27 protein-coding genes and 2 pseudogenes are annotated in these 24,784 nt (G+C 61.4%); 10 read left to right on the forward strand and 19 right to left on the reverse strand.

What is annotated here, in order from left to right:
- The first annotated feature begins 5 nt into the window (after positions 1-5).
- The 6 genes and pseudogenes from ACZ9IU_RS04105 to ACZ9IU_RS04130 all read left to right on the forward strand — a co-directional run bounded on the left by ACZ9IU_RS04105 (position 6) and on the right by ACZ9IU_RS04130 (position 7,530).
- Positions 6-2,711: a DUF4118 domain-containing protein gene (locus tag ACZ9IU_RS04105; RefSeq protein ID WP_038539987.1), complete on the forward strand. Its 2,706-nt coding sequence runs from the start codon at positions 6-8 to the stop codon at positions 2,709-2,711.
- Positions 2,708-3,400, forward strand: a complete 693-nt coding sequence (locus ACZ9IU_RS04110; RefSeq protein WP_038539990.1) for a response regulator transcription factor — start codon at positions 2,708-2,710, stop codon at positions 3,398-3,400. Before ACZ9IU_RS04105 ends, ACZ9IU_RS04110 begins: the two co-directional genes overlap by 4 nt.
- Before the next feature lie 33 nt (positions 3,401-3,433).
- Positions 3,434-3,652: pseudogene (locus ACZ9IU_RS04115) on the forward strand (PTS sugar transporter subunit IIA); the annotation flags it as partial.
- Positions 3,630-3,884, forward strand: coding sequence for a PTS sugar transporter subunit IIA (locus ACZ9IU_RS04120; protein ID WP_498956752.1), 255 nt, complete (start codon positions 3,630-3,632; stop codon positions 3,882-3,884). The pseudogene ACZ9IU_RS04115 and the gene ACZ9IU_RS04120, both read left to right, overlap by 23 nt.
- Before the next feature lie 112 nt (positions 3,885-3,996).
- Positions 3,997-5,904, forward strand: coding sequence for a sensor domain-containing diguanylate cyclase (locus ACZ9IU_RS04125; protein ID WP_038539993.1), 1,908 nt, complete (start codon positions 3,997-3,999; stop codon positions 5,902-5,904).
- A gap of 165 nt (positions 5,905-6,069) precedes the next feature.
- Positions 6,070-7,530: an MFS transporter gene (locus ACZ9IU_RS04130; protein WP_038539997.1), complete on the forward strand. Its 1,461-nt coding sequence runs from the start codon at positions 6,070-6,072 to the stop codon at positions 7,528-7,530.
- Between the two features lie 95 nt (positions 7,531-7,625).
- On the opposite strand, the gene msrA is transcribed toward ACZ9IU_RS04130, so the two are convergent.
- The 5 genes and pseudogenes from msrA to ACZ9IU_RS04155 form a co-directional block, all read right to left on the reverse strand.
- A complete protein-coding gene (gene msrA / locus ACZ9IU_RS04135; protein WP_038540000.1) occupies positions 7,626-8,354 on the reverse strand; it encodes a peptide-methionine (S)-S-oxide reductase MsrA in 729 nt (242 codons plus the stop codon).
- A 43-nt stretch (positions 8,355-8,397) separates the two neighbouring features.
- Complete coding sequence (msrB, locus tag ACZ9IU_RS04140) at positions 8,398-8,892, reverse strand: peptide-methionine (R)-S-oxide reductase MsrB (RefSeq protein WP_038540003.1); 495 nt, start codon at positions 8,890-8,892, stop codon at positions 8,398-8,400.
- 170 nt (positions 8,893-9,062) lie between these two features.
- A pseudogene (locus ACZ9IU_RS04145) lies at positions 9,063-11,457 on the reverse strand (phosphoketolase family protein).
- A gap of 64 nt (positions 11,458-11,521) precedes the next feature.
- Complete coding sequence (locus tag ACZ9IU_RS04150; protein ID WP_038540009.1) at positions 11,522-12,706, reverse strand: acetate/propionate family kinase; 1,185 nt, start codon at positions 12,704-12,706, stop codon at positions 11,522-11,524.
- Positions 12,703-13,737: a bifunctional enoyl-CoA hydratase/phosphate acetyltransferase gene (locus ACZ9IU_RS04155; RefSeq protein WP_498956756.1), complete on the reverse strand. Its 1,035-nt coding sequence runs from the start codon at positions 13,735-13,737 to the stop codon at positions 12,703-12,705. The genes ACZ9IU_RS04150 and ACZ9IU_RS04155 overlap by 4 nt, the downstream gene beginning before the upstream one ends.
- Before the next feature lie 67 nt (positions 13,738-13,804).
- Between ACZ9IU_RS04155 and ACZ9IU_RS04160 the strand changes: the two genes are divergently transcribed.
- Positions 13,805-15,319, forward strand: coding sequence for a bifunctional aminoglycoside phosphotransferase/ATP-binding protein (locus ACZ9IU_RS04160; RefSeq protein WP_038540012.1), 1,515 nt, complete (start codon positions 13,805-13,807; stop codon positions 15,317-15,319).
- Positions 15,320-15,368: 49 nt separating this feature from the next.
- Here the strand turns inward: ACZ9IU_RS04160 and adhP are convergent, their stop codons facing one another.
- On the reverse strand, positions 15,369-16,397 hold the full coding sequence (gene adhP / locus ACZ9IU_RS04165) for an alcohol dehydrogenase AdhP (protein ID WP_038540015.1): 1,029 nt from the start codon (positions 16,395-16,397) through the stop codon (positions 15,369-15,371).
- 211 nt (positions 16,398-16,608) lie between these two features.
- On the opposite strand from adhP, the gene ACZ9IU_RS04170 reads away from it, so the two are divergent.
- The gene (locus ACZ9IU_RS04170; protein WP_157885069.1) at positions 16,609-17,052 is read left to right on the forward strand and encodes a hypothetical protein; all 444 of its coding nucleotides are present in this window, start codon (positions 16,609-16,611) and stop codon (positions 17,050-17,052) included.
- 70 nt (positions 17,053-17,122) lie between these two features.
- On the opposite strand, the gene ACZ9IU_RS04175 is transcribed toward ACZ9IU_RS04170, so the two are convergent.
- From ACZ9IU_RS04175 to ACZ9IU_RS04220, 10 genes are all read right to left on the reverse strand, one after another.
- Positions 17,123-17,386, reverse strand: a complete 264-nt coding sequence (locus ACZ9IU_RS04175; RefSeq protein WP_038540019.1) for a DUF1488 family protein — start codon at positions 17,384-17,386, stop codon at positions 17,123-17,125.
- Positions 17,387-17,460: 74 nt separating this feature from the next.
- Positions 17,461-17,604 carry a hypothetical protein gene (locus tag ACZ9IU_RS04180; protein ID WP_157885070.1) on the reverse strand — a complete coding sequence of 48 codons (144 nt, stop codon included), beginning with the start codon at positions 17,602-17,604 and terminating at the stop codon, positions 17,461-17,463.
- Between the two features lie 199 nt (positions 17,605-17,803).
- Positions 17,804-18,094, reverse strand: a complete 291-nt coding sequence (locus ACZ9IU_RS04185; protein ID WP_038548735.1) for a hypothetical protein — start codon at positions 18,092-18,094, stop codon at positions 17,804-17,806.
- 138 nt (positions 18,095-18,232) lie between these two features.
- A complete protein-coding gene (locus ACZ9IU_RS04190) occupies positions 18,233-19,273 on the reverse strand; it encodes a fatty acid desaturase (RefSeq protein WP_038540022.1) in 1,041 nt (346 codons plus the stop codon).
- Positions 19,274-19,359: 86 nt separating this feature from the next.
- Positions 19,360-19,740, reverse strand: coding sequence for a DUF6481 family protein (locus ACZ9IU_RS04195; protein ID WP_038540025.1), 381 nt, complete (start codon positions 19,738-19,740; stop codon positions 19,360-19,362).
- Between the two features lie 181 nt (positions 19,741-19,921).
- On the reverse strand, positions 19,922-20,131 hold the full coding sequence (locus ACZ9IU_RS04200) for a cold-shock protein (protein ID WP_037085395.1): 210 nt from the start codon (positions 20,129-20,131) through the stop codon (positions 19,922-19,924).
- 284 nt (positions 20,132-20,415) lie between these two features.
- The gene (locus ACZ9IU_RS04205) at positions 20,416-21,231 is read right to left on the reverse strand and encodes a transglutaminase-like domain-containing protein (RefSeq protein ID WP_038540029.1); all 816 of its coding nucleotides are present in this window, start codon (positions 21,229-21,231) and stop codon (positions 20,416-20,418) included.
- 75 nt (positions 21,232-21,306) lie between these two features.
- Complete coding sequence (locus ACZ9IU_RS04210; RefSeq protein WP_038540031.1) at positions 21,307-22,203, reverse strand: transglutaminase family protein; 897 nt, start codon at positions 22,201-22,203, stop codon at positions 21,307-21,309.
- A gap of 173 nt (positions 22,204-22,376) precedes the next feature.
- Positions 22,377-22,622: a hypothetical protein gene (locus ACZ9IU_RS04215; RefSeq protein ID WP_038540034.1), complete on the reverse strand. Its 246-nt coding sequence runs from the start codon at positions 22,620-22,622 to the stop codon at positions 22,377-22,379.
- Positions 22,623-22,695: 73 nt separating this feature from the next.
- Positions 22,696-22,878, reverse strand: a complete 183-nt coding sequence (locus ACZ9IU_RS04220) for a hypothetical protein (protein ID WP_038540037.1) — start codon at positions 22,876-22,878, stop codon at positions 22,696-22,698.
- 332 nt (positions 22,879-23,210) lie between these two features.
- Between ACZ9IU_RS04220 and ACZ9IU_RS04225 the strand changes: the two genes are divergently transcribed.
- Positions 23,211-23,438: a hypothetical protein gene (locus ACZ9IU_RS04225; protein WP_038540040.1), complete on the forward strand. Its 228-nt coding sequence runs from the start codon at positions 23,211-23,213 to the stop codon at positions 23,436-23,438.
- A gap of 218 nt (positions 23,439-23,656) precedes the next feature.
- On the opposite strand, the gene ACZ9IU_RS04230 is transcribed toward ACZ9IU_RS04225, so the two are convergent.
- From ACZ9IU_RS04230 to ACZ9IU_RS04240, 3 genes are all read right to left on the reverse strand, one after another.
- Entirely contained in the window at positions 23,657-23,797 is a 141-nt protein-coding gene (locus ACZ9IU_RS04230) for a hypothetical protein (protein ID WP_167551667.1), read from the reverse strand.
- A gap of 114 nt (positions 23,798-23,911) precedes the next feature.
- A complete protein-coding gene (locus ACZ9IU_RS04235; protein ID WP_038540046.1) occupies positions 23,912-24,166 on the reverse strand; it encodes a hypothetical protein in 255 nt (84 codons plus the stop codon).
- Positions 24,167-24,244: 78 nt separating this feature from the next.
- Entirely contained in the window at positions 24,245-24,463 is a 219-nt protein-coding gene (locus tag ACZ9IU_RS04240; RefSeq protein ID WP_151040875.1) for a hypothetical protein, read from the reverse strand.
- Here ACZ9IU_RS04240 and ACZ9IU_RS04245 point away from each other — a divergent pair.
- Positions 24,462-24,671 carry a cold-shock protein gene (locus ACZ9IU_RS04245; RefSeq protein ID WP_038548738.1) on the forward strand — a complete coding sequence of 70 codons (210 nt, stop codon included), beginning with the start codon at positions 24,462-24,464 and terminating at the stop codon, positions 24,669-24,671. The genes ACZ9IU_RS04240 and ACZ9IU_RS04245 overlap by 2 nt on opposite strands.
- Positions 24,672-24,784: the final 113 nt, after the last annotated feature.

The following is a 24,784-nucleotide window of genomic DNA, read 5'->3' on the forward strand; positions in this document are numbered from 1 at the left end:
ACCGCATGCCCGACGACAGTCGCGAGAGTGAGAACAGGCCTTCGCCGGATGCGCTTCTGGAGCATGCCGAGCGTGAGGCGCGCGGGCGGCTGAAGATTTTCCTGGGCGCTGCGCCCGGCGTCGGCAAGACCTACGAGATGCTGATGTCCGGCCGCGCCCGCAGGGCGGACGGTCTCGACGTGGTGATCGGCGTGGTCGAAACCCATGGCCGCCAGGAGACCGAGGCGCTGGTCGAGGGCTTCGAGATCGTGCCCCGCAAGGCGATCGATTATCGCGGCCAGCAGCTCGATGAAATGGACCTCGACGCTATTCTCGCGCGCCGTCCGGCGCTCGTTCTGGTCGACGAACTTGCTCATACCAACGCCGCCGGCAGCCGCCATCCGAAGCGCTACATGGATGTGCAGGAAATCCTCAGCCAAGGTATCGACGTCTATTCGACGCTCAACATCCAGCATGTCGAGAGCCTGAACGACGTGGTGGCACAGATCACCCGTGTCCGGGTGCGTGAGACGGTGCCGGACAGCATCATCGACCGGGCCGACGACGTCGAGATCATCGATATTACCCCCGACGACCTCATCAAGCGGCTGAACGACGGCAAGGTCTATGTGCCGCAGACGGCGCGGCGCGCGATCGAGAACTACTTTTCACCTGGAAACCTGACGGCGCTGCGCGAACTGGCGCTCCGCCGCACCGCCCAACGGGTTGACGAGCAGCTTTTGAACCATATGCAGGCGCATGCGATTTCCGGCCCCTGGGCGGCCGGCGATCGGGTGCTCGTCTGCCTCGACCACGGCAGGAACGGCGCGAGCCTGGTGCGGTACGCCCGCCGCCAGGCCGATCGCCTGCGCGCGCCCTGGGCGGCGCTGCATCTGGAAACGCCGCAGTCGGTCAATCTGCCCGAACAGGACAAGGACCGGCTGGCGGCCAACATGCGGCTGGCCGAACAGCTCGGCGGCGAGACCGTGACGCTACCGGCGCTGCAGCCGTCGCGCGAGATCATTGCTTATGGGAATGCCAACAACTTCACCCATATCGTCGTCGGACGCCCGGCCAGACCGCGCTGGCGGCAGATCTTGCAGGGGTCGGTTACCTATGACCTGATCCGCTACGCGGGCGATATCAGCGTCCATGTCATCTCCGGCGACACCAAGGAAGGCGAACCGAAACGAGGCCTGAAGGCGGCGCAGCTGCCCAAGGCCTTCCGCTTCAAGCCCTATGTCAAAAGTACGATTTTCGTGGCTCTCGCGATCATCGCCGGTGCTGCGCTCGACCAGACGCTCGACGTCCGCAACCTTGCCCTCGTTTTCCTCATGGCGGTGTTGGCGGCCGCGGTGCGCGGCGGGCTGGGGCCGGGCTTGTTCGCTTCGGTGGCCGGGGCGCTCTCCTTCAACTTCTTTTTTCTCGAACCGCGCTACACGTTTACGGTCCGGGATCCGGAAAGCCTGGTGGCGCTGTTCTTCTATCTTGGCGTCGCGGTCGTTGCTTCAAACCTGACGGCGGCCGTGCAGCGCCAGGCGGCGGCGGCCCGCCAGCGGGCGCGCACCACCGAAGACCTCTATCTCTTCTCGAAGAAACTCGCCGGTACCGGCACGCTGGACGATGTGCTCTGGGCGACCGCCTTCCAGATAGCCTCGATGCTGAAGGTCCGGGTGGTCATCCTGCTGCCGGAAAACGGCTCGATCGCCGTCAAGGCCGGTTACCCGCCGGACGACACGCTGGTGGATGCGGATATCGCCGCCGCCAAATGGGCCTGGGAGCATAATCGCCCGGCCGGCCGCGCCGCCGACACGTTGCCGGGGGCCAAACGTCTTTACCTGCCGATGCGCACCGGCCGCGAAGCGGTCGGCGTCATCGGTCTCGACAACGATAAGCAGGGACCATTGCTCACCCCTGAACAGCAGCGGCTGTTCGATGCGCTGACAGATCAGGCAGCGCTGGCGATCGAGCGCATCCAGCTTGTCTCCGATGTCGACAAGGCCAAGCTCGCCGCCGAGACCGACCGCCTGCGCACCGCGCTGCTCACCTCGATCTCGCATGACCTGAAGACGCCGCTTGCCGCGATCATGGGGTCGGCGGGCACGCTCAAGGATTTTGGCGCCGACATTCCGGAAGAGGCGCGTGCCGAACTGCTGACCAGCGTCGTCGACGAGTCGGAGCGGTTGAACCGTTTCATCTCCAACCTGCTCGATATGACCCGCATCGGCTCCGGTGCCATGGAGCCGAACTACGCCTTTCATTTCGCCGGCGATATCGTTGGCACGGCCTTGAGCCGGACCGCGAAGATTGTCTCCGCCCACAAGCTCAATGTCCGCATTCCCGCCGACATGCCGATGCTGAAGGTCGATCCGGTCCTGTTCGAGCAGGTCCTGTTCAACCTCATCGACAATGCCGCCAAGTACGCGCCGGAAGACACAGTCATCGATATCCGTGGCTGGCAGGATGGCGGTTCAATCCTTATCTCGGTGATGGACGAGGGACCTGGCATCCCGCCCGACGATCTGGAGCGGATCTTCGACAGTTTCTACAGGGTGCGGAAGGGTGACCATGTGCGGGCAGGCACGGGGCTCGGCCTTTCCATCTGCCGCGGCTTCATCGAGGCCATGGGCGGTACAATCCGGGCGTCCAACCGGTCCGATCGCCCGGGTGCGATCTTCACGATCCGGATGCCGGTGCCGACTGAAATGCCCATTATGGGAGAACAGGAATGACCAATACCGCGGTGCGCGTCCTGATCGTCGATGACGAGCCGCCGATCCGCAAGCTCTTGCGCGTGGGCCTCTCCACCCAGGGCTATGCCGTCAGCGAGGCGATGAACGCCAAGGTCGCGATCGATCTCGTAAGATCAGAAAAGCCGGACCTGATCATCCTCGATCTAGGCCTGCCGGATATGCCGGGTCACGATCTGCTGGCCAGATGGCGGGGCGAGGGGCTGGATTTGCCGATTGTCATCCTCTCCAGTCGCACCGACGAGGCCGGCATCGTCAAGGCGCTCGAACTCGGCGCCGACGACTATGTGGCGAAACCCTTCGGCATGAACGAACTCGTCGCCCGCATCCGGGTGGCACTGCGCCATCGGCTGCAGACACAGGGCGAAAAACCCGTCTTCCAGACCGGTGAGCTTTCGGTCGACCTCGTCAAGCGCATCGTCAAGGTTGCCGACAAGGAGATCAAGCTGTCGCCGAAGGAATACGACATCCTGCGTATCCTGGTGCAGCATGCGGGCAAGGTCCTGACCCACCGGTTCCTCCTCGAACATGTCTGGGATGGCCTGACCGACGTGCAATACCTGCGCGTCTATGTGCGCCAGCTTCGCCAGAAGATCGAGAAAGCGCCCGATCAGCCGCAATATATCCTGACCGAAACCGGCGTCGGTTATCGGCTGCAGGAAGGCCAATAGGCGCTGCTATTTTCATCAATGGACATGACCCCCATGAAACTTCGGGATTATCTCCCGCCGGAGAATATCGTGCTGGATCTGGCGCCGCCGTCGAAGGCGATCCTGATCCGGCAACTCGCCGCGCTGGCCGCCGAAAGGCTGGCGCTCGATGCCGGCGAGATCGTCCGGGTGCTGACCAACCGCGAAGCCCTGGGTTCGACAGGGATCGGTGCCGGCATTGCCATTCCGCATGCAAACGTGCAGGGCCTCGATCGGCATTTCTGCCTTTTTCGCGCGGCTGGCGAAGCCAGTCGATTTCGAGGCGGTGGACGACGAGCCGGTCGATCTCGTATTCCTGCTTCTCAATCCGCAGAACCGTTCGGACCACTTGAATATTCTGTCCTGCATCGCGCGGCGCGTGCGTGAGGAGGAGGTGGCTGCAGCCATTCGGCGAGCTACCGGCGTCCAGGACGTTCATTCGCGTCTTTGCCCAGCAAATCTATGATTAAAATGCGGGTAAGTTGGATTAGGCGAACGTAAACGACTTCTTCCTAATGTCCTTGACCGGCGGATCGCAACTCCTGGGGCGCCCTGTTGCGTCGGTTTGGGAGAGAGAGATGATAGGTGCAATCAAATTCCTGCCCGCCAGGACGTTTGCTGCCGTTGCATTTGCCGTCTCCGGCTTCGTCGGCCTGATCGCCTGGGGAGAATATTCCAGCTGGAGGTCCCAGGTCGCCGGCATCGAGGCGGGCCTGGCCCAGACGGCCAAGGCGCTGGTGCAGCATGCCGACGACACGGTCGACATGGCGAGGTTTCCGCTGGCGGCCCTGATCACCCGCATCGAGCAGGAACGCGACGTGGTGGACATGCCGGCAAAGATCACCCAGGTGATGAAACGACAGGTCGAGACCACCCCTTGGCTCGACGCCCTCGCCGTCATCGATGCCGATGGCAGAATGGTCGCGACATCGTCTTCGATCGACGCCAGCGGCATGAATTTTTCGGATAGGGAGTATTTTGTATTCCACCAATCCTCAGACACGCGCGAGCCCGTATTGGGCAGGCCGTTGAAGAACAAGTTGAACGGTCAGTGGATATTGCCGGTCACGCAGAGGATCAGCAATCCGGACGGAAGTTTCGGCGGCGTTGCGCTGGCGGCATTCATCCTCACCGAATTGACCAACTTCTTTCAGGGCTTCAGCCTGGGCAGCGAGGGCTCGTTCCTGTTGGTTCGCCGCGACGGCGTCGTGCTGGCGCGTGCGCCATTCCTCCAGACGCTGCTTGGATCGAGCATCTCGTCCTACGATCTGTTCACGGACCATCTCCGCCAACGGCATTCCGGCTCCTATCACTACGTCTCCCCGATTGATGGCCTGCAACGCATAGGCGGCTTTTATCAGAGCGAGCGCAGCGGCCTGGTCGGACTTGCTGCGGTATCCCAGTCCGAAGCGCTGGCGACCTGGATGAAGGGCGCGCGGATACGATGGGTCGCGTGCCTTATCCTGGTGGCGATCACCGGCTTCCTGGTTTGGCGCTGGCGGCGCCAGGTGATGTTGCGGCGGGCGAGCGAAGCACTGCTGGTGGCGCGCGAAGCGGAATTCCGGCTGCTTGCGGAAGGTTCGGGCGACCTGATTCAACGCTTCAACGGCCATGGGATCAGGGAATATCTCTCGCCATCGGTCAGGGAGATACTCGGTGTCGACGCCGAGGCGATGCTTGGCACTCATATTCTCGAGAACCTGCATGAGGACGATCACGGTGCCGTCACCGAGGTCATGGCCCGGCTGCGGGAAGGGTCGACCAGGGAAAATATGATCGTCCGGCGCAAACGGGCCGACGGCAAGCAGATCTGGCTCGAGACCACTTTGAACAGGCTGCCGGGCGGCACCGGCGGTACCGATATTCGCATTGTTGCCGTCACACGCGACGTCACGCGTCAGAAGAGCCTCCAGGAAGAGCTGGATGCGCTCGCCAATACCGACGAACTTACCCAACTCGCCAATCGCCGCTCCTTCAATATCCATTTCGAGGACATGGTGTTGCAGGCGGCACAGCAATACGCGCCGCTCTCTCTTCTGATGATCGACGCGGACCACTTCAAGCTGTTCAACGATACCTATGGCCACGCCTCCGGCGACGACTGTCTGCGAGCGATTGCCACTGTCGTGCGCGGTTCGATCCGTCGGTCGAAGGATCTTGCCGCCCGTTATGGCGGCGAGGAACTTGCGGTCCTGTTGCCGGATACGAATGGCGCCGGTGCGTTGAAGGCGGCGGAAAACATCCGCCAGCGCGTCGCCGGCCTTCAATTGCCGCATGAGAAGAACCTTCCCTGGGGGCACGTGACGATCAGCATAGGCACCGCGACCTTCTATCCCGCAGCAGGCGCCAAGCTGACGACCGCGGAACTGTTCGAGCGCGCCGACCATGCGCTCTACCGGGCGAAAAACAACGGTCGCAATCAGGTCGCGGCTGGCGGGGATGAGGCGGCCAGGACCACCGTTCGGCCGGAAATCAAGTCCGTCTGACCGCCTGCCACGCTCATTGGCCCGTTATATCCTTGATAAATGCCAGATTTCGCGCTTGACGTCGGCCCGGAGGGGAATACTAAGAAACATCCCCCACCGACGGCCGTTTGACCGCCGAACATCCATCCCTATCGTGTTCGCCCCGCGGCGTTCCCAGGTGAACCCATGACCAATCCAAGCTCCAACCGGGCGCTCGTCATTGCGGCCGTCATGGCAAGCATGGCGATGATCGCAATCGAGGCGACGATCGTCTCGACGGCCATGCCGCAGATCGCCGCCCAGCTCGGTCAATTAAACCTCTATAGCTGGGTCTTCTCCTCCTTCCTGCTGGCACAGACCGCGATGACCGTGGTGTTCGGCAAGCTTTCCGACATCTACGGCCGCAAGCCGATCATCCTGTTCGGTACGGCGATTTTCCTGATCGCCTCGGTTCTGGCAGGTTTCGCCTGGTCGATGCCGTCGATGATCGCCTTCCGGCTGTTGCAGGGCATCGGCGCCGGTGCGATCCAGCCGGTCATCATGACGGTCGTCGGCGATCTGTATCCGGGCGCGGAACGTGGCAAGGTCCAGGGATATCTCGCCAGCGTCTGGGCGCTTTCTGCGGTCGTCGGGCCGTTGCTCGGCAGCATTATCGTCCACAGCCTGCCTTGGGCCTGGGTGTTCTGGATCAACGTGCCGATCGGCATCATGTCGGCGATTGGCTTCATCGTGTACCTGCACGAAGAAAAGCAGACCCGGACGGCATCAATCGACTTTCTGGGGGCAGGCCTCTTCGCCGTGGCCATTTCCGCGCTGATGATCGCGCTCACCGAAACCGAAGGTGCCACCGGCTATCTGTTCGTTTCGTTGGCGATCTTCCTCGTCAGCTTCCTGCTGTTCATCTGGCAGGAGCGGCGCGCCTCGGCTCCGATGGTTTCGTTGGAACTCTGGCTGAAGCGGCCGATCGCTTTTGCCAATACGGCGGTCTTTCTCTCCAGCATGGCGATCATGGGGCTGACGACCTTCCTGCCGATGTACGTGCAGACGGTGCTCAACCGCTCGCCGCTGGTGGCCGGGTTCACGCTGACCATGCTGCTGGTCGGCTGGCCGAGCGGCGGGACCTTCGCCTCGCGGATGTTCCCGCGCTTCGGACTGCGGCCGCTGATGATCGCCGGCAGCCTCTTCGTTCCGGTCGGGGCGTTTCTCCTGGTGCTGCTGACGCCGGAAAGCTCACCCGTCCAGGCAGGCGCCGGCTCGCTGCTGATGGGCTTCGGCATGGGCCTGCTCAATATCTCCGGCCTGGTGATCATCCAGGACAATGTCGGCTGGTCCGAACGCGGCAGCGCGACGGCCTCCAACGTCTTTTCCCGCAATCTCGGCAGCACGCTCGGTGCAGCGCTTCTCGGCGCCGTCCTGACCTACGGGCTTGCCAATTCCATTACGGGGCCGATCACGTCCGATCAGTTGCGCGATCTGCTGCAGGGCGTCGGCGGCGGACTTGCGGCCGGTTCGCCCATCAGGTCCGCGCTTCAGCACGCGCTGCACATGACCTTCATCACGATGTTCCTGATCACTGCGCTCATCATCGTCGCCTGCCTCTGCGTTCCGGGTGTTGCACGGCGCACCGAGGCGGCGCAGGAAGGCTGAGGCCTTCGAGACGGCCGATATCGCCGGACGGGCGGCGATATCGTTTGGGCTAAAGCAGTACGGGAGCCGTATGTTACGGGTTTCCTGAAATGCGTTCAGTTGCCGATACCGGCCTGCGCGACCAGGACCGGTTTGTCGCGGTAGTCGCTCGGGAACAGCTTCTTCAGGTTCTCGATCTTCGGCAGGTCGTTATAGACGATATAGGGATAGGTCAGGTTCTGGGTCAGGAAGTCCTGATGGTAGGCTTCCGCCGGATAGAAGGCCTTGCCCGGCTCGATGGTCGTGGCAATCGCCGCATGGAAGATTTTGGCCTTGTTGAGCTGGTCGATATAGGCCTTGGCGACGCGGGCCTGATCCTCGCTGGTCGGGAAGACCGTCGAGCGATACTGCGTTCCGGTATCCGGCCCCTGGCGGTTGAGCTGGGTCGGATCATGCGCGACCGAGAAATAGATCTGCAGCAGGTGCCCGTAGGTGACCTTTTTCGGGTCGAAGGTTACCCGGACCGATTCCGCATGGCCCGTCTTGCCGTAACCGACCGTCTCGTAGGCGGCGGTATCCTTGGCGCCGCCGGCATATCCGGAGACGGCGTTCTTGACGCCTTCGACATGCTGGAACACGCCCTGGACACCCCAGAAACAGCCGCCGGCAAAGATGGCGGTTTCGGTCGCAGCCGTGCTCCCCGCCTGGTCGATCGCGGGAGCGGGGATGGCAATTCCTTCCTCGGCCGTAGCGCTGCTGGTCGCGCCAAACATCAGGCCTGCCAAAACCAGCGCAGTGCCGGCAAAGGCGGTGAGGGTATAGGGTGTTTTCGTTCTGTTTTTCATGGCGGTCTCCTCAACCGAAGTGAATGAAGGATAGGGCGGCGGATCAGGCCGATACGGCACGGAATTTCATGACTGCGCCATTCATGCAGTAGCGCAGACCGGTCGGCTTCGGTCCGTCGTCGAAGACATGGCCGAGATGGCCACCACAACGGGCGCAATGAACCGCGACGCGGACCATGCCGAGCGTCGTGTCGCTCACCGTGCCGACGGCGTCCTTAAGGGGCGCCCAGAAGCTCGGCCAGCCGGTGCCGCTTTCGAATTTCGTTTCCGACGAGAAAAGCGCCTGGTCGCAGCCGACACAGGCGAACGTGCCCTTGCGATGCTCATTGAGGAGCGCGCTGCTGCCGGGATATTCGGTGCCTTCCTCGCGCAGGATATTGTACTGCTCCGGCGTCAAAAGCTTGCGCCATTCGTCCGCCGTATGGGTCACGGGGAAACTGTTTCCGGCCGCCGCGAACGTCGAGCGGATGCTCGCGGCCAGAGGGACTACGGCGAGTGCCAGCGCGCTGCCGGCCAGGAATATACGTCTGTTCATCATGGCGGAACCTCCCGGTCCATAATCTGCTTTCCTGCATGATTACGGAAGAGGCGTGCGCTTGGTTACAAACATCGCCGGGAAACACCGAAACGTGATCTCGCGTCGAAAGCCAAGTTTCCCGAACCGGGTGAAGGCCCCGACCGAAAGCCAGGACCTTCATGGATACCGCGTCAGCGCGCCGACCATTTCCAGTTCTGGATTTCCGGCATGTCTTCACCATGTTCGCGGACATAACGCGTGTGCTCGCCAAGCTTGCTCTTCAGCATGTCGACCACATCAGCCGCCTTTTCCTTCAGTCCGGGAACGCGCGCGATTGCCTCGATAGCGAGGTGGAACCGGTCGAGTTCGTTCAGCACCGTCATGTCGAAGGGCGTTGTCGTCGTGCCTTCCTCGATGAAGCCGCGCACATGGATGTTCTGGTGATTGGTGCGTTTGTAGGTCAGCCGGTGAATGAGGTAGGGATAGCCGTGATAGGCAAAGATCACCGGCCGGTCGGGGGTGAACAATCGGTCGAATTCCGCGTCCGGCAGTCCGTGCGGATGCTGGTCCTGAGATTGCAGGGCGAGCAGGTCGACGACATTGACGACGCGGATCCTCAAGTCGGGGATCGCTTCGCGCAACAGGGAGACTGCCGCAAGCGTCTCGAGCGTCGGCACGTCGCCGGCGCAGGCCATCACCACGTCCGGCTCGACCGCGCCGCTCTCGTTGCCTGCCCAGTCCCAGATGCCGATGCCGGCCTCGCAGTGCCGGATCGCCTCGTCCATCGTCAGCCATTGCGGTTCCGGCTGCTTGCCTGCGACGATGACGTTGACGCGGTCCCAGGTCTTCAGGCAGTGGTCGCCGATCCATAGAAGCGTATTGGCATCCGGCGGCAGGTAGATACGCACGATATCCGCCTTCTTGTTGGCGACGAGGTCGACGAAGCCGGGGTCCTGGTGGGAAAAGCCATTATGGTCCTGCCGCCAGACATGCGAGGTCAGCAGATAGTTGAGGGAGGAAACGGGCTTGCGCCACGGCAGCTCGCGCGACACTTTCAGCCACTTGGCGTGCTGGTTGAACATCGAGTCGACGATGTGGATGAAGGCCTCGTAGCACGAGAAGAAGCCGTGCCGGCCGGTCAGCAGATAACCTTCCAGCCAGCCCTGGCAGAGATGCTCGGAAAGCACCTCCATCACCCGGCCGTCGCGCGACAGGTGCACGTCATAGGGCTCGATCCGTTCCATCCAGACACGGGAGGTGGCCTCGAAGATATTGCCGAGCCGGTTCGATTCCGTTTCGTCAGGGCCGAAGATCCGGAAGTTGGAATTAATGTCGTTGAGCTTCATCACGTCGCGCAGATATTTGCCGAGGATTTCCGTCGTCTGGACCATCTCGGCACCCGGCGTGTTGACGGGCACCGCATAGTTGCGGATGTCGGGCACGACGAGTTCCTTGCGAATGAGGCCGCCATTGGCACGCGGGTTAGCCCCCATGCGGCGTTCTCCCCGGGGCGAGAGCGCGCGCAATTCCTCCTTCAGGCGCCCATTGCCGTCGAAAAGGTCTTCCGGGTCGTAGCTCCGCATCCAGTCCTCGAGGATCTTGCGGTGACCGTCATCCTCGCGGCAGCCGGAGACCGGCACCTGATGGGCACGCCAGAAACCTTCGACCATCTTGCCGTCGACTTCCTTCGGCCCCGTCCAGCCTTTCGGGCTGCGCAGCACGATCATCGGCCAGCGCGGGCAGGTTTCAGGCGCCTTGCCTTCGCGCGCTTGAGCCTGGATCGCGCGGATGCGATCGAAGACGGCGTCGAAGGTCGAAGCCATCTGCCGGTGCATCTTTTCCGGCTCGTGGCCCTCCACGAAGAACGGTTCGTAGCCGTAGCCGCGGAAAAGATGGTCGATATCCTCGTCAGCCATGCGGCCGAGCAGCGTCGGGTTGGCGATCTTGTAGCCGTTGAGATGCAGGATCGGCAGCACGGCACCGTCGCGGACAGGGTTCAGGAATTTGTTCGAATGCCAGCTCGCGGCGAGCGGCCCGGTTTCGGCCTCGCCGTCGCCGACGACGCAGGCGACGACGAGGTCCGGATTGTCGAAGGCCGCGCCGAAGGCGTGCACCAGCGCGTAGCCGAGTTCGCCGCCTTCATGGATGGAGCCGGGCGTTTCCGGCGCCGCATGGCTCGGAATGCCGCCCGGGAACGAGAACTGCCGGAACAGCTTTCGCATGCCGGCCGCATCCTCGCCGATCTCGGGATAGATCTCGCTATAGGTGCCTTCGAGATAGGTGCTGGCGACCATGCCCCGGCCCGCCATGGCCGGGACCGCAGACATAGATCATGCTGAGATCGCGGTTGCGGATGATCCGGTTGAGATGCGCATAGATGAAGTTGAGGCCGGGGGTGGTGCCCCAGTGGCCGAGCAGCCGCGGCTTGATATGCTCCGGCTTCAGCGGCTCCTTGAGGAGCGAATTGTCGAGCAGATAGATCTGCCCGACGGAGAGATAGTTCACCGCCCGCCAGTAGCGGTCGATGAGCGCCAGTTCCTCCGCCGTCGTCTCATGGTTTTCCGGCACAGTGGTCTTGAGCTGCATCTCATTCTCCTTCGATAGGTCGACCACATCTACCGCGGGTTTCCACCCGGGCTCATGACATGGATCAAGGCTGCGAATTGAGGACGGCGAGGCATTCCTCGGCGATCATCCGCTCCTCGTCGGTCGGGATGACATAAACCGCGACGCGGGCCGCGGGCGTGCTGATCTTCAGGGCGTTGCTGTGGTTTGCCGCCGTATCCAGCTCGACGCCGAGCCAGAGCAGGCGTTCGGCGATGCGCTTCCGGACCTCCGGCTGGTTCTCCCCGATGCCGGCGGTGAAGACCAGCGCATCGAGACCGCCGACCGTCGAGGCAAGCCTTCCGACCTCGCCGGCGATCCTGAGCGCGAAAAGATCGATTGCCTCCTGGCCCCGGCTGCCGCCGTCCGCGATCAGTTCGCGGGTATCGCCGCTGAGACCCGAGACGCCGAGCAGGCCGGACTTGTGGTAGAGCATGTCCTCCACCTCCTCGACCGATTTCCGGAGCGGACCCAGGAAATGCAGCACCACGCCGGGATCGAGCCAGCCCGGCCTCGTCGCCATCGGAATGCCGTCGAGCGTCGAAAATCCCATGCTGGAATCGCGGCTCTCTCCGTTCTCGATGGCGCAGAGGCTGGCGCCGCTGCCGAGATGGGCGATGACGACTTTGCCGTTCGCGATGTCCGGGGCCTCCCGGACGAGTGCACCAGCCACATACCGGTAGGAAAGTCCGTGGAAGCCGTACCGCTTGATACCCTGGTCGTGATAGGCGCGGGGGATGGCGAGACGCCGCACGAGGTCTGCCTGCGTCGCATGGAAGGTGGTGTCGAAGGAGCCGGTCTGGAAAAGCGCGGGCCGCAGGTGCCTGATGGCCCTGATCATCCGTAGCGCCTGCGGCTGGTGAAGCGGCGCCAGTTCCGTCAACGACTGGACCTTGGCGATCGTCTCGGCCGCCAGTTCCACCGGGCCACCGAACACGTCGCCGCCATGGACGATCCGGTGGCCGGCGGACGTGACGGCGTCGAGGTCGAAATGTTTGCCGAGTTCCCCGAACACCTCGTCCATCAACTCGGCGAGATCGTCGCCGGCCTCGCCCTTCAGCGGCAGCTCGAACTGTTCCGGGCCTTCCTTTAGATGCAGCGTCAGCGGGTAGGTCCCGAAATCGACGACGGCCTTGCCGATCCGTTCCGGCCTGTCGCCGTCCACCTTGAAGATGCCGATCTTCACCGTCGAAGAGCCGGCATTGAACGTCAGGAGAAGGTTGTCCGTCATAGAGGCATCCTTGCTTCAAGTCGTTTCGCAGCAGTGAGCCTCGCAAGAGCGGCCGACGCGGTTCGAACCTTGGCCGGGTCTGCACGACTTGTCAGTATGATAGGAACCCGGGCGCCGAGGACCAGTCCTGCGGCGTCTGCACCGGCGAAATAAATGAGCTGCTTGGCGAGCATATTGCCGGCTTCGAGATCGGGAACCAGCAGGATATCCGCCCGGCCGGCGACCGGAGAGGCGATACATTTTGCCTGCGCGGCCTCGACGCTGATTGCATTGTCGAAGGCGAGCGGACCGTCGACGACCGCCCCTTCGATCTGCCCGCGCGCCGCCATGACGGTCAAAGCCGCCGCGTCCAGCGTCGAGGGCATTTTGCTGTTGACGGTCTCGACGGCGGCCAGCACCGCCACAAGCGGCTTTGCGACGCCGAGAAGGTGCATGAGATCGACAGCATTCTGGCAGATGTCGCGCTTCTGATCGAGGTCCGGCTGGATGTTGATTGCCGCGTCGGTGACGATCAGTAGCTTGTCATAGGCCGGAATGTCCATGACGTAGACATGGCTCATGCGCCGCCCGGTCTTCAGTTTCGAGGCCGGCGCGACCACTGCCGAAAGCAATTCTTCGCTGTGCAGGCTGCCTTTCATCAGGGCAGCGACCTTGGCCGTCGAGGCAAGTTCGACGCTGCGGTCGGCCGCCGCATGGCTGTGCTCGACGGGCTCGATGTCGATGCCGGCAAGCGAAAGTTCGGCGGCGTCCGCTATCGCCCTGATCTTGTGCTCCGGGCCGACCAGGACCGGATCGAGAAGGCCCTGTTCCTTGAGTTCCACGGCAGAGCGCAAGGTCTCGGTCGAATATGGATGCACGACCGCCGTCCGCATCGCCGGCAGCGAAATCGCTTGGCGGATGATGGCCTCGTATCGGCCGTGATGTCTGAGCATGATGTCCACGGGAATCGACCTGTTCCTCTCGCTGAGAGCGCATGAGGGGGCGCCTACGGTGACCTGTGTCGCCCGGAACGGAGCCGCTTTCCTTGACACAGCTCAATGTGCCGGCGCCGCGATCCGTGGACTGTCGAGCCGGTGCCGTTCAGCATAAGGTGCAGCCATGATGACAGAAGATCAGAGCAAGACGGCAGCCTTTCTGGCCAACCCGGCATCCTATGGGATCGCAGTCCCCGTCGAGCGGATGGAGACGCATATCTCGTTGATTTTCCTCGTCGGCGACCGGGTCTACAAGCTGAAGAAAGCGCTCAAACTTCCCTATCTCGATTTCTCGACTGCCGCGATCCGTGAGGATGCCTGCCGCAAGGAGGTCGCGCTGAACAGCGAGACTGCTCCCGGTCTCTATATCGGCGCGCGGCGGATCACCCGTTCGGACGCCGGCACTTTGGAGTTCGACGGCGACGGGCCGCTCGTCGATGCCGTCGTCGAAATGACCCGGTTCGAACAGGGCCAGCTCTTCGACCGGATGGCGATCGCTGGCCATCTGACGCAGGAGCTGATGACGCAGACCGCTCGGATGATAGCGTTCTATCATCGCCGTGCACCGGCTGTTTCGAAAGGAGGCGGGGCGGCCAATATCGAGGCTGTCCTCGACATCAACGATGCCGGGTTTGCGACCAGCCATGTCTTCGGTGCGGGAGAGGTGGCGAAACTCAGCGAGATCTTCAGGTCCCGGCTCGTGCAACACAACGAACTTCTCGACCAGCGCGCACTGGCAGGCAAGGTCCGCCGTTGCCATGGCGATCTTCACTTGCGCAACATCTGCCTGCTGGGCGGCAAGCCTTGCCTGTTCGACTGCATCGAATTCAATCTCGGGATCGCCACCGTCGATGTCCTCTATGACCTTGCCTTTCTGCTGATGGATCTCTGGCACCGCGGTTTCCCCGATCTCGCCAATCTGGTGATGAACCGCTATCTCGATGAAACAGACGACGACGGTGGGTTCTGCCTCCTGCCGTTCCTGATGGCGATCAGGGCCGCGGTCCGCGCGCATGTGACGGCGACCCAGGCCGAAGAGCCAGGCCAGGATGCCGCCAGACTGGGACAGGAAGCGAAGTCCTATTTCGATCTCGCCCATGGTCTTCTGAGGGAAACGTCGCCGCGCCTGATCGCGATCGGCGGCCTCAGCGGTTCCGGCAAGACGACGGTCGCGGATTGCTTGGCCGCCAAGGTCGGCGCGCCGCCGGGAGCGAGGATCGTCGAAAGCGATCGTATCCGGAAAGCCCTGCATGGCGTCTCGGCCGAGACGAGACTTCCCATCTCCGCCTACCAACCCGATGTATCGAGAAAGGTCTATCACGAGATGGCGAGGCATGCGGAACTGATCCTCACCCAGGGCGGATCCGTCGTCGCCGACGCAGTCTTCGAGGACCCGGACAATCGGCACCTCATGGAGGCTGCGGCCGCAAAGACCGATGCCAGCTTTCAGGGTATCTGGCTCGAGGCAGATCCGGAACTGCTCTGGCAGCGGGTCCACGAACGGACAGGAGGCCCCTCGGATGCCACCACCGACGTGCTGTCCGGGCAATTGGCCCGCAAGCCCGCGGATATAACCTGGCGGCATCTCGATGCGTCGAAAGAGCCCGATGCCATTGCCGCAGCGATCCTGCACGAATGATTTCAGCGCCGGGCGTGTGTCGCCCGACGCTGAATGATCACAAGGGTGTTCACGAAAAATCCAGCACCATGCGTCCGTCAATCTTGCCGTCCTTCAGGCGCGCGAAGATGTCGTTGATCTCTTCGAGCGGCGCCTTGTGGATCTCCGCCTTGACCTTGCCTTCCGTGGCAAAGGCGATCGCCTCGTCGAGATCGCGTCGTGTCCCGACGATCGAGCCGCGAACGGTGATGCGTTTCAGCACGACATCGAAGATCGGCGTCGGGAACTCGCCGGGCGGCAAGCCGACCAGGCTGACAGTTCCCTTGCGTCTCACCATTCGGATCGCCTGCGAGAAAGCCGGCGGCGAGACGGCGGTGACCAGAACGCCATGCGCGCCGCCGCCGGTCGCACTGATAACCTCTTCGACAGCGGTAAGCCTGCGGGCATCCACCATCAGGTCGGCGCCGAGGCTGCGGGCAAGTTCCAGCTTATCGGCACTGACGTCGAGTGCTACCACATGAAAACCCATCGCCTTGGCATATTGAATTGCGACGTGGCCGAGCCCGCCGATGCCGGAAATCGCCACCCATTCGCCGGGCCTCGCTTCGGTCTCCTTGAGGCCTTTGTAGGTTGTCACGCCGGCGCAGAGGATCGGCGAGATTGCCGCAAAGTCAACATTCTGCGGCAGTCTTGCGGCGAAGGCGGCGGATGCGATGACATATTCGGCAAATCCGCCATTGCAGCTATAGCCGGTATTGTGCTGGTGCTCGCAAAGCGTCTCCCAGCCGGTCTCGCAATATTCACAGGCAAGGCATGCGTCGTGCAGCCAGGCAACGCCGACGGCGTCGCCTTCTTTCAATCCTGTCACGCCCGGACCGAGCTCGACGACGATGCCGGCCGCCTCGTGTCCGGGGATGAACGGCGGGTTGGGCTTGACGGGCCAGTCGCCATCGGCGGCGTGAAGGTCGGTGTGGCAGACGCCGCAGGCCATGACCTTGACGAGGATTTCGCCTGGACCCGGCACGGGCACCGGGACGCATTCGATCGCAAGTGGCTTGCCGAATTGGTGCACGACAGCGGCTTTCATCGTTCGCGTCATGTTCGTCTCCTTGTTGTGGGAAGCATGAATGCCGCAACGATTATCTCGGACGCGGGCCGCTTCATTGACCCAGCGCAAGCGCGGGGCCGACGGTTCAGCCCTGCGCCCGTTGATGCGCGTCAATGTTCATGGCGCCGATAGCACTCAGAAATAGAGTTTGGAGAGCCGGCCCGGCGATCTGCATGGGCCTTCCTGGAGCGAGGATATGGAGATGGATTACGACGTGGGTGTCCTCAACGCTGCGGATGTCTATCGTGCTTACGCGGTCGTCCAACTGGTCATGTCAGGGCTGGATCTGCAGCGATGGAAGCGGCTGACCGCTTCGGCCTCATTGCGCCGTGATTGGCTGGCGGTGACGGATGCGCAAGGGTATGTTCGCGGCCTTTGCTACGTCTTCGCCCGCGAGCACCCGGTCTACGGGCGCCAGCTCGAAATCCCTCTCTTTGCATCCGTCAGTCTTCTCGATGACCAGCGCGTTGCAAGACATCTTTTCGAGTTCGCCAAGCTAAGGGCAAAACTGGACGGGTGTGAGAAGGTCCACTTCTGGTCCTCCGCATCGAGAGACTGGGGCAGCCTCGATACACTCAGGGACGCGGGACCTTGGGACGATGGATTGGTCTATGATATGGGCACTGACCGGGCCACGGTTCATTGACCGCGTTGAGCGCCCGGAGCCTCGAAGGCAGCGGGCCGCCTCTCGGTAGGCGATCAGATTTCCACCCGGATTAGCCGAGATCGGCCGCCGTCAGCGTATAGGTCGTACCGCGATTGGGGCGATATGCCCTCATTGCAGCATCCTGGATGCTGGATCTGGCCGCATCAAAGGCCTGGAGGTAATCGTTCTCCGACATGCCCGTCGCCGTTCTGCTGGCGAGCGCTTCGGCTTCCACGAAAAACCTGACTTCGAACATGCCGTCATAGCCCAGGAAGCGAACGACCTTGCGCGCTTCGTCGAAACTGCGGCTTCTGTTCGGAAATATCAGGGTCATGACGGTTTCAATTCGAGATGGAACGCGTTCTCTGGGGGCGGCGTTCCGGGTTTCTGATGATGCGCATTGCCAGGTCAGAATAGGTCGCGAAGCAGGATGAAGAGAATGAATGCCATGCAAACAGCCGGCACCGCGATGCGGAACAGGTGTGCATAGCCCGCCCGGTGTAATTGCGGGCCTGTCTGGGAAGAAGGTTGGATTCGCCTGATGGAAGACATGCCGTCCTCCTCCTTGGGGCCAGGGCTCGCGCCCTTGATCGCAGCGCCCGTTCTGAATCTGCTACCTGCGGCTAATATGGGTCGAAAACGGACAAATACAAGGGTATTTCTCTCTGCTCCTCAAGAGAAGAGAGATCTGCTGCAGCCGTATTTCACATGATCCGGCTGCTGCATATCGCACGGTATAACCGCATATCGGTTATTTGTTCTTCAGAAGCCATATCTTGCCGGCCATGGTGATTCCATGCGCCGATTCTTCCACCGAGACGTCCTCGTTGAGGACACGCAGAAGGCCGTGTTCCCGCAGTTCGTTCAGCGTCGTCGTCGTCAGGAACTTGATCTTCTGCGGCCGTTCCTTGAACCGGTCGTTCCGCGCGTAAGTCACGACCGCGTTCAGATGCGTCCACTTCTTGGCTTCCTGCGGGAACAGGTCACCATCCTTCGCCAGCTTGAGGCCCCTGACCTGGGTCGGCGTCAGCTCGACAGTCAGCGCATGCGCCGCCGGCGTCGGGGCGGTGGTCGTTTTGGTGTTCTCGGTCGTGTTCAATGTACAGTCCTTGATCGGTAGGGAGGTAGTCTTTGTGCATCGGTGCTCAGGCAGTGGTTTCAGCCTCGCCGATTGCAGCGGTTAAGAAGTCTTCGCCGCCTTGGCGGCATCGCGAAACGACAGGAGCTTTCGGCTCTTTTCGTCCCAGAGCACGAGTTTGACGCATTGGATGCTCTGCCAAAGCGTTATGCGGCCGATGCCGGCCAGTTCGGGATGATCGCGCAACACCTCGGGCAGCCGGTAGTAGGGTATCCTGCTCGAAAGGTGATGGACGTGGTGGATGCCGATATTGCCGGTCAGCCAGCGAAGCACCAGCGGCAGGTCGTAATGGGAGGCGCCGTGAAGGGCGGCCTCCGGAAACTGCCAGTCCTCGGTCTTCGACCAATGGGTCTCCTCGAACTGGTGCTGAACGTAGAAAAGCCAGACGCCGGCGGCCCCTGCGATCAGCACGATCGGCAGGTGGACCAGCAGAAAGGGCACGAGCCCGATCGCCCATATCATCAAGGCCGCAAGAACAGCGATCGCGAGATTGGTCGCCATCGTGGAAATCCAGGGCAGGGCGCCGGACCCCATCATTCCAAAGGGCAGGCGCTGCTTGAAGAGGAAAAGCCAGGCGGGTCCGATGCCGAACATTACCAGCGGATGGCGGTAAAGGCGATAGGCCAGCCGGCGCGACCAGGGAAGAGCCTGATATTCGGCGATCGTCAGCGTGGTGATATCGCCGACGCCGCGTTCATCGAGGTTGCCGGCCGAGGCATGGTGGGCGGCATGTGCCCGGCGCCAGTAGTCATAAGGCGTCAAGGTCAGGACACCCAGTACGCGTCCGGTCCAATTGTCCAGGCGCCGACGTGCGAAGAACGAGCCGTGCCCGCAATCGTGCTGGATCATGAACAGCCGCAGCAGAAAAGCGGCGGCGGGAAGGACGAGGATCAGCCCGATCGGGAAACCCAGGAATACGGAAATATAGGCGCCGGCCCAGAGGACGGCGAACGGCAGCACCGTGACAAGCAGTTCGAAGCTGCTGCGTCCGAAACGCGGCTGCCGATATTTAGAAAGAATCTTCAGCCACGCGCCGATATCGTCTTCGGTATCGGGCGCTGGCGCATAGGCTCTGGCGTTCATGGAAATCGATCCACCTTTTTTGCCTCGGCATGCGGCGGGCCCGAAGCGGGATGTGCCTGCATGGTTTCAGGCACATGCCTCGAATATCAGCCCTGACGGGCCTTGCGTGCCGCGTAACGACGATCGCGCTCCGCCTTGCGGGCGGCTTCATCGGCAACGACCCGGGCAACCCGGGCGTTGGTTTCCGCTTGCTGGGCCTCGGCTGCGGCCTTTTCATGGGCTTCCGCGGCTGCGGCCAATGCGGCAGCTTCCTGCAGCTGGCGTTCGTTCTCCGCCGCCTTCAGCGCTTCGCGCTCGGCACGGCGGGCTTCTCTCGCGGCGGCAAGGGCCTCGCGTTCGGCGCGTCGTTCCTGCACGGCGGGATCGGTCGGTTTGGGGGCGGACGCAAACTTCGCCAAAAGCTCTCGCTTGGCATCCGCCGCTGTCTTGCGGCGCTCGGCAAAGCTGTTGTCGCTCGGGTGTCTCAATGTATCTTCCTTGTCAGATCTTGAATGTGGCGGTTGAAAACGAATATCGCGCTTAACGGGAAGTTATGCGGATGTTCGCGTCAGCCAAATGCCTCAACGGAAAAAGGCCAGACATATGCCTGGCCTTCACATATCTTTTGCCGCCATGCCGGTACATCCGTGGTCATGGGAGGCTAAAGTTTTAGGCAGCCTGAAGCTGGCCTGCGGACATCTTGCCCGACTTGCGGTCACGCTCAAGTTCAAAGCCGAGCTTCTGACCTTCAACGATCGAGCTCATGCCAGCGCGTTCGACGGCCGAGATGTGAACGAAGACGTCGGCGCTGCCGTCGTCAGGCTGAATGAAGCCGAAGCCCTTGGTGGCATTGAACCATTTAACTGTGCCAGTGGCCATAACGAACCCTTTCATAGCAACATTGATAATCCGCCGGGCGACGCACGGCGGGTGTTTCGACTTTTGAGAGGGAAAGTTCGTCAAGAAGCGCGATGCGCAGCAAAAACAAATATCGGCAAACAAAGTATCGATGTCCCCTACCTAATGCATCATGACCGAAGTGTCAACTTTTTGTTTTGAAAATCATGCAGAGCGCAACCATGAGTAGCTTTTGTTGATGGCCGAAGAATATCAACGGTACCCCCTTTCGGGCTTGAGCGCCGAAGGGCCGGCAGTTTGAAGATTTAGGCGGAGGCCGGTATTTCTTCGGTCGTCACCTGGAAAGAAGCCAGGATCGCCGGGCCGAAGGCGGTCGAAAGCGCCACGTCCGTCGCGTCTCGCCCGGTCGCCATCAGAATGCGCCCGATGCGGGGTTTGTTATGACGGGCATCGACGGTATTCCAGCGCCCGCCGAGATAGACCTGGAACCAGGCGCTGAAATCCATCGGGTTGATATCCACCGGGACACCGATATCGCCGAGATAGCCGGTGCAGTAACGCGCCGGAATGTTCATGCAGCGGCAAAGCGTGATGGCGAGATGCGCGAAATCGCGGCAGACGCCTGTGCGATCGGTAAAGCCTCCAAAGGCTGTCCGCAGCGGATCCGCGTTCTGGTAGTTGAAAGTGATGTGGTTGTGGGCGAAGTCGAGGATCGCCTGCACCCGCGGCCAGCCGAGAGGCGTCGCGGAAAATGTCTTCCAGGCAAAATCCGCCAGGCGGTCGGTGTCGCAGTAGCGGCTGCCGAGCAGGAAGACCAGCACGTCGTCCGGCAGATCCTTGATGTCGTGCTGGAAGGCATTTTGCGGCACCGGGTCAGGCATGCCGTCGTCGTAGATCTCGAATTCGGTCGAGATCGTCGTCAGCCCCGGCGGGGCCACGATCCGGCTGCAGGCGTTTCCGAAGCTGTCGAGATAGCTCCAGGCCTCGATCGGGCGGTCGAAGCTCAGCACTTGGTCGCTCAAAAGGTCCGCGCGACGCGAGGGATGGATATTCAGAACCAGTAGCATCGCCGTATCGTGCTGGCATTCATACCCTATGCGAAACCCTGCGCGTATCTTCATGATCGTATCCCTATGGAGAAACTCTGGCCGAAATGGCAGTTCAGCGGCAACGCTCGAATAATCCGGGTGTTCCGGTTACCCGTGGAGTTTCACGCTTTGGTCATCGGTCGTCACGTTAACCTGCACGGACATGCTGTCGAAATCGGTATCGTCGCCATCGTAACTTCCCGATAGCGGGATCGCCTGTCGCGGATCGCGAGCGACACCCACGCGTATCAGGTCGCGATTGCCGACGATACCGTTGGTGGGATCGAATTCCACCCACCCGGCGCCGGGAAGATAGACCTGACACCAGGCGTGGGTCGATCCGCCGCCGAGCGTTATCGAGCCGTCGCGGTCGGGCACGTAGATATAGCCGGTCACGAAACGCGCCGCCAAACCGAGCGACCGCGCCGCTTCCATCATCAGCAGTGCGAAATCGCGGCAGGTGCCGCGGCGCAGCTGCAGGGTTTCGAGCGGCGGTTGCGTCCCGTGTTCGGAGCGCCTGGCGTAGATGAAACCCTCGTGGAGCGCGAAGCACATGGTCATCAGCAGATGGCCGGTTTCGGTGGCATGGCCGACCCTGACGAATTGCCGTGCCCATTTGCCAACCCGGTCCTCGGGATCGGGATAGTGGCGCTGGATCGTCCTCTCCAGATCGAAGGCTTCTTCCGGATCGTATACGAACGGATAGGTGAGTGCCTCTTCGTCGATCTGGAAGTCCATCGCCACCTGCGGCGTGTGGTCGAGGCGGATATTGGTTTCGAACCGCAGTTCGGAAGACGCCTTCGATATCCCGACCAGCGCGACGCAATTGCCGAAGACATCATGGATCCACCGGACATAGTCCGGCTTTGGATAAACGTTGAGCTGGGAACTCAGTAAAGTCTGGTCGAAGCTATCCCGCGGCCTGAACATCAGCCTGTGTTCGCCGAACTCCACCGGCCTCGTATACCGATAGGAGGTGACATGCCGGACGGAAAATATCGTCATCCAATTCACCCCAAGAGCAGTAAGGTCGGCACGCGCTGGCGCGGGGGCTTTCATCGAACCCTGCTTGATTACCGCTATAACAGCCGCCATGCCAAGGCGATAGGAAAAACCAGCCGCACCCGGTAAATTACGGTAATCCCGAACGCTGCATAGGAACCCCGAGAGGGGTTACTTCACTGGTCCCGACGCTGCAGCGGATATTCACCGGCGTCGTAGAGTTTCTGTATCTGCGTGCTGTCGAACCGGGCTTCTTCGACCTCGAGAATCGACCCGCGCAGCAGCGATGCAGGCATGACCTCGATTGCAAAACGCAAGGCCTCGGCCACGGTTTCGAACCTCTTGTAGCCAAGCCTGCTCGTTCTCTTCCAGTTCTTGCACGGGTAGAGTCCCGCGCCGGCATTGTAGTTGAAGGCGGCCATGCTGGTGTCCTTGTGGTCGAGGAGATGTGCGAGGGGATGATCCGAACGAATAACTTCGTCGGAACAATCCGTGTCAGGCCGGCTGCAATTGCGATGCGCGCCTCTGGAGGCGCTCCTGCTTTTGCGCGAGCTTGAGTTCCCGGCTTCTCAGCGCCTGTCTCTGGCGAAATTCCTGCAGCTTGGCTGCATTGGAGCCTTCTTCTGCATCGGGTTTGCGAAACAGATTCTGGGCGGCGTTACGGACGGTATCGATCATTGATGTAACCTTAAAGGATAGACTGCGGGACGCGACAACGGCCAACGCAAGAATTCTCCAGCCGACGGGGCGGAGTTCGACGTTCGCAAAATCAAGGGTGTCGCCAAGCAACCGGCGGAGCCGGGAGGATCAGGTAGCCGAAAAGGCTGAAAACGTGAATCATATATGGCGAAATAATGCGTCAGTTTCAAGTCTTGTCTCAAAACGGATAGGCGGTGCTTGCCATGGGCGGGAATGAGGCCCATCGTGGCTGGTCGGCTGCAACTGGCAAGGGCGCAGCCGCCTGAGGGACCCGATGCGAGCCCTAGCCCCGACGACCAAGGAGGGGCACGATGTCCTCACGATCCTCGCATTCGAATTTCCAGCTTTATTTCGAGAAAATGCTGACGAACAACCAGCCGCAGGCTGAACAATCCGCAGAAAGCTGCCCCGACGCATCGAGCCTGCATGCCATCTTCCGGGGTATGCCGATCCAGGGACCGCCGCTGACGGGTTCGGAGATTTGGCTTGGTGGCATCCGCGCCACCCGCGTTTCGAAGAAGCCTCCCGGATTGCGCTAGCCGGCAACGCTTTCCGCCGACGCAGGGATTGGAAATAGGATCACATCTCCGCGCCCGATGGGAGCGAATGGTTGAAGAACACATTTCCCGAGAAGGCGAAACGCAAACGATCCAGCAGCGACCGGATGGCAATCATCCCTGTCGCCTGCTTGAGCCTGCGAATTTCGAAGGGGGCCGGCGTCGGAGGCGCCGTGGTACGGCGCCTCCTGCCCGAAACATTATTTCGGCTTTTTGCCCAAGGTGAGACCGCTGCCGGCGAGCTTGACCTGTGCGCCTGCGGGCGCGGCCGTCACGGCTGCAGTCTTGTCTTTTTTCGGTTTGCGAGTTTCGCGGTTACTTCGTACCTGGCCTTTAGCCATTTTGTCCTCCTTGGGCGGCGATGGATAGTGGAGAGTGAAACCGTTGTTCGGCAGACAGGCATGCAAAGCGTGAAATGACGGATCTGCGAAATCCTGCCTTTGCCAGCCGAACTATCAAAGCTGCGGTGTTACGGTATCTCTGTGTTTGCTCAAAGAAGCCGATATTGCGGCCCCAAAGCTCTTTTCGGGATGATCGCCAAAACGGGCAAGCATCATGGCTGCTCCCGTCGTGTCTGCCCGACCGCCGACAAGCATTCCGCTTGGCTGCGTACGCTCACTGAATTGGTGAAGTTCGATATTTTCCCGGTATCCGGGGCCGCTGACGCGGACCAGGTTGCGGGAGGTGGTCTGAGAGAATTCGGAAGACATGACGTCCTCCTTTCATTGGGGCCAGGGCGTGAAAATCCTGAAGCAGCAGCGCCCTTTATATAGCTGCTGAAGTCGTCATCATGCGCCGGACTTGCGCCAAAGGCAATGTGCGGGGTTGCGAGAAATGCCTTGCTCAAGACATAGTTGACCGATAGGGGTTACCATCGAAATTGGTTGTCGAGCTTCGTTTTCACGCCTTTTGCGTTCGAGCTGATCTTTCCTTTCAAAATCGATCTCTTTTGTCGCCGGCATTTTGCCGGACGGCGACCTGTGTTCGATCGGAAGGATCATCTTCATGAGCAGCGGAATCGTAAAATTTTTCAACACCTCCAAGGGCTTCGGCTTTATCCAGCCCGCCGACGGATCGACGGACGTGTTCGTCCACATCTCGGCCGTCGAACGTTCGGGAATGACCTATCTGGCTGAAGGCCAGAAGGTGAGCTTCGATGTCGTGCGGGACAACCGCACCGGCAAGAATGCAGCTGAAAACCTGCAGATCGCCTAAAGCAAAACCAACTCCGGTCCCAAAACCAACTCCGGTATTTGACCACGGATGTACAGGCACGGACCGTTGAAGCGGTCGGGTGGCTAGCCCCGCTCGGCCTTTCTCTTCGAATA

Source organism: Mesorhizobium sp. USDA 4132 (assembly GCF_056279545.1).

Bases quoted from the DNA above. Each gene is read 5' to 3' on its own strand.
- ACZ9IU_RS04105 (WP_038539987.1), top strand. From the start codon at position 6: ATGCCCGACGACAGTCGCGAGAGTGAGAACAGGCCTTCGCCGGATGCG.
- ACZ9IU_RS04110 (WP_038539990.1), top strand. From the start codon at position 2,708: ATGACCAATACCGCGGTGCGCGTCCTGATCGTCGATGACGAGCCGCCG.
- ACZ9IU_RS04120 (WP_498956752.1), top strand. From the start codon at position 3,630: ATGCAAACGTGCAGGGCCTCGATCGGCATTTCTGCCTTTTTCGCGCGG.
- ACZ9IU_RS04125 (WP_038539993.1), top strand. From the start codon at position 3,997: ATGATAGGTGCAATCAAATTCCTGCCCGCCAGGACGTTTGCTGCCGTT.
- ACZ9IU_RS04130 (WP_038539997.1), top strand. From the start codon at position 6,070: ATGACCAATCCAAGCTCCAACCGGGCGCTCGTCATTGCGGCCGTCATG.
- msrA (WP_038540000.1), bottom strand. From the start codon at position 8,354: ATGAAAAACAGAACGAAAACACCCTATACCCTCACCGCCTTTGCCGGC.
- msrB (WP_038540003.1), bottom strand. From the start codon at position 8,892: ATGATGAACAGACGTATATTCCTGGCCGGCAGCGCGCTGGCACTCGCC.
- ACZ9IU_RS04150 (WP_038540009.1), bottom strand. From the start codon at position 12,706: ATGACGGACAACCTTCTCCTGACGTTCAATGCCGGCTCTTCGACGGTG.
- ACZ9IU_RS04160 (WP_038540012.1), top strand. From the start codon at position 13,805: ATGATGACAGAAGATCAGAGCAAGACGGCAGCCTTTCTGGCCAACCCG.
- adhP (WP_038540015.1), bottom strand. From the start codon at position 16,397: ATGACGCGAACGATGAAAGCCGCTGTCGTGCACCAATTCGGCAAGCCA.
- ACZ9IU_RS04170 (WP_157885069.1), top strand. From the start codon at position 16,609: ATGGATTACGACGTGGGTGTCCTCAACGCTGCGGATGTCTATCGTGCT.
- ACZ9IU_RS04175 (WP_038540019.1), bottom strand. From the start codon at position 17,386: ATGACCCTGATATTTCCGAACAGAAGCCGCAGTTTCGACGAAGCGCGC.
- ACZ9IU_RS04180 (WP_157885070.1), bottom strand. From the start codon at position 17,604: ATGTCTTCCATCAGGCGAATCCAACCTTCTTCCCAGACAGGCCCGCAA.
- ACZ9IU_RS04190 (WP_038540022.1), bottom strand. From the start codon at position 19,273: ATGAACGCCAGAGCCTATGCGCCAGCGCCCGATACCGAAGACGATATC.
- ACZ9IU_RS04200 (WP_037085395.1), bottom strand. From the start codon at position 20,131: ATGGCCACTGGCACAGTTAAATGGTTCAATGCCACCAAGGGCTTCGGC.
- ACZ9IU_RS04205 (WP_038540029.1), bottom strand. From the start codon at position 21,231: ATGAAGATACGCGCAGGGTTTCGCATAGGGTATGAATGCCAGCACGAT.
- ACZ9IU_RS04210 (WP_038540031.1), bottom strand. From the start codon at position 22,203: ATGACGATATTTTCCGTCCGGCATGTCACCTCCTATCGGTATACGAGG.
- ACZ9IU_RS04215 (WP_038540034.1), bottom strand. From the start codon at position 22,622: ATGGCCGCCTTCAACTACAATGCCGGCGCGGGACTCTACCCGTGCAAG.
- ACZ9IU_RS04220 (WP_038540037.1), bottom strand. From the start codon at position 22,878: ATGATCGATACCGTCCGTAACGCCGCCCAGAATCTGTTTCGCAAACCC.
- ACZ9IU_RS04225 (WP_038540040.1), top strand. From the start codon at position 23,211: ATGTCCTCACGATCCTCGCATTCGAATTTCCAGCTTTATTTCGAGAAA.
- ACZ9IU_RS04230 (WP_167551667.1), bottom strand. From the start codon at position 23,797: ATGGCTAAAGGCCAGGTACGAAGTAACCGCGAAACTCGCAAACCGAAA.
- ACZ9IU_RS04235 (WP_038540046.1), bottom strand. From the start codon at position 24,166: ATGTCTTCCGAATTCTCTCAGACCACCTCCCGCAACCTGGTCCGCGTC.
- ACZ9IU_RS04245 (WP_038548738.1), top strand. From the start codon at position 24,462: ATGAGCAGCGGAATCGTAAAATTTTTCAACACCTCCAAGGGCTTCGGC.
- ACZ9IU_RS04240 (WP_151040875.1), bottom strand. From the start codon at position 24,463: ATGAAGATGATCCTTCCGATCGAACACAGGTCGCCGTCCGGCAAAATG.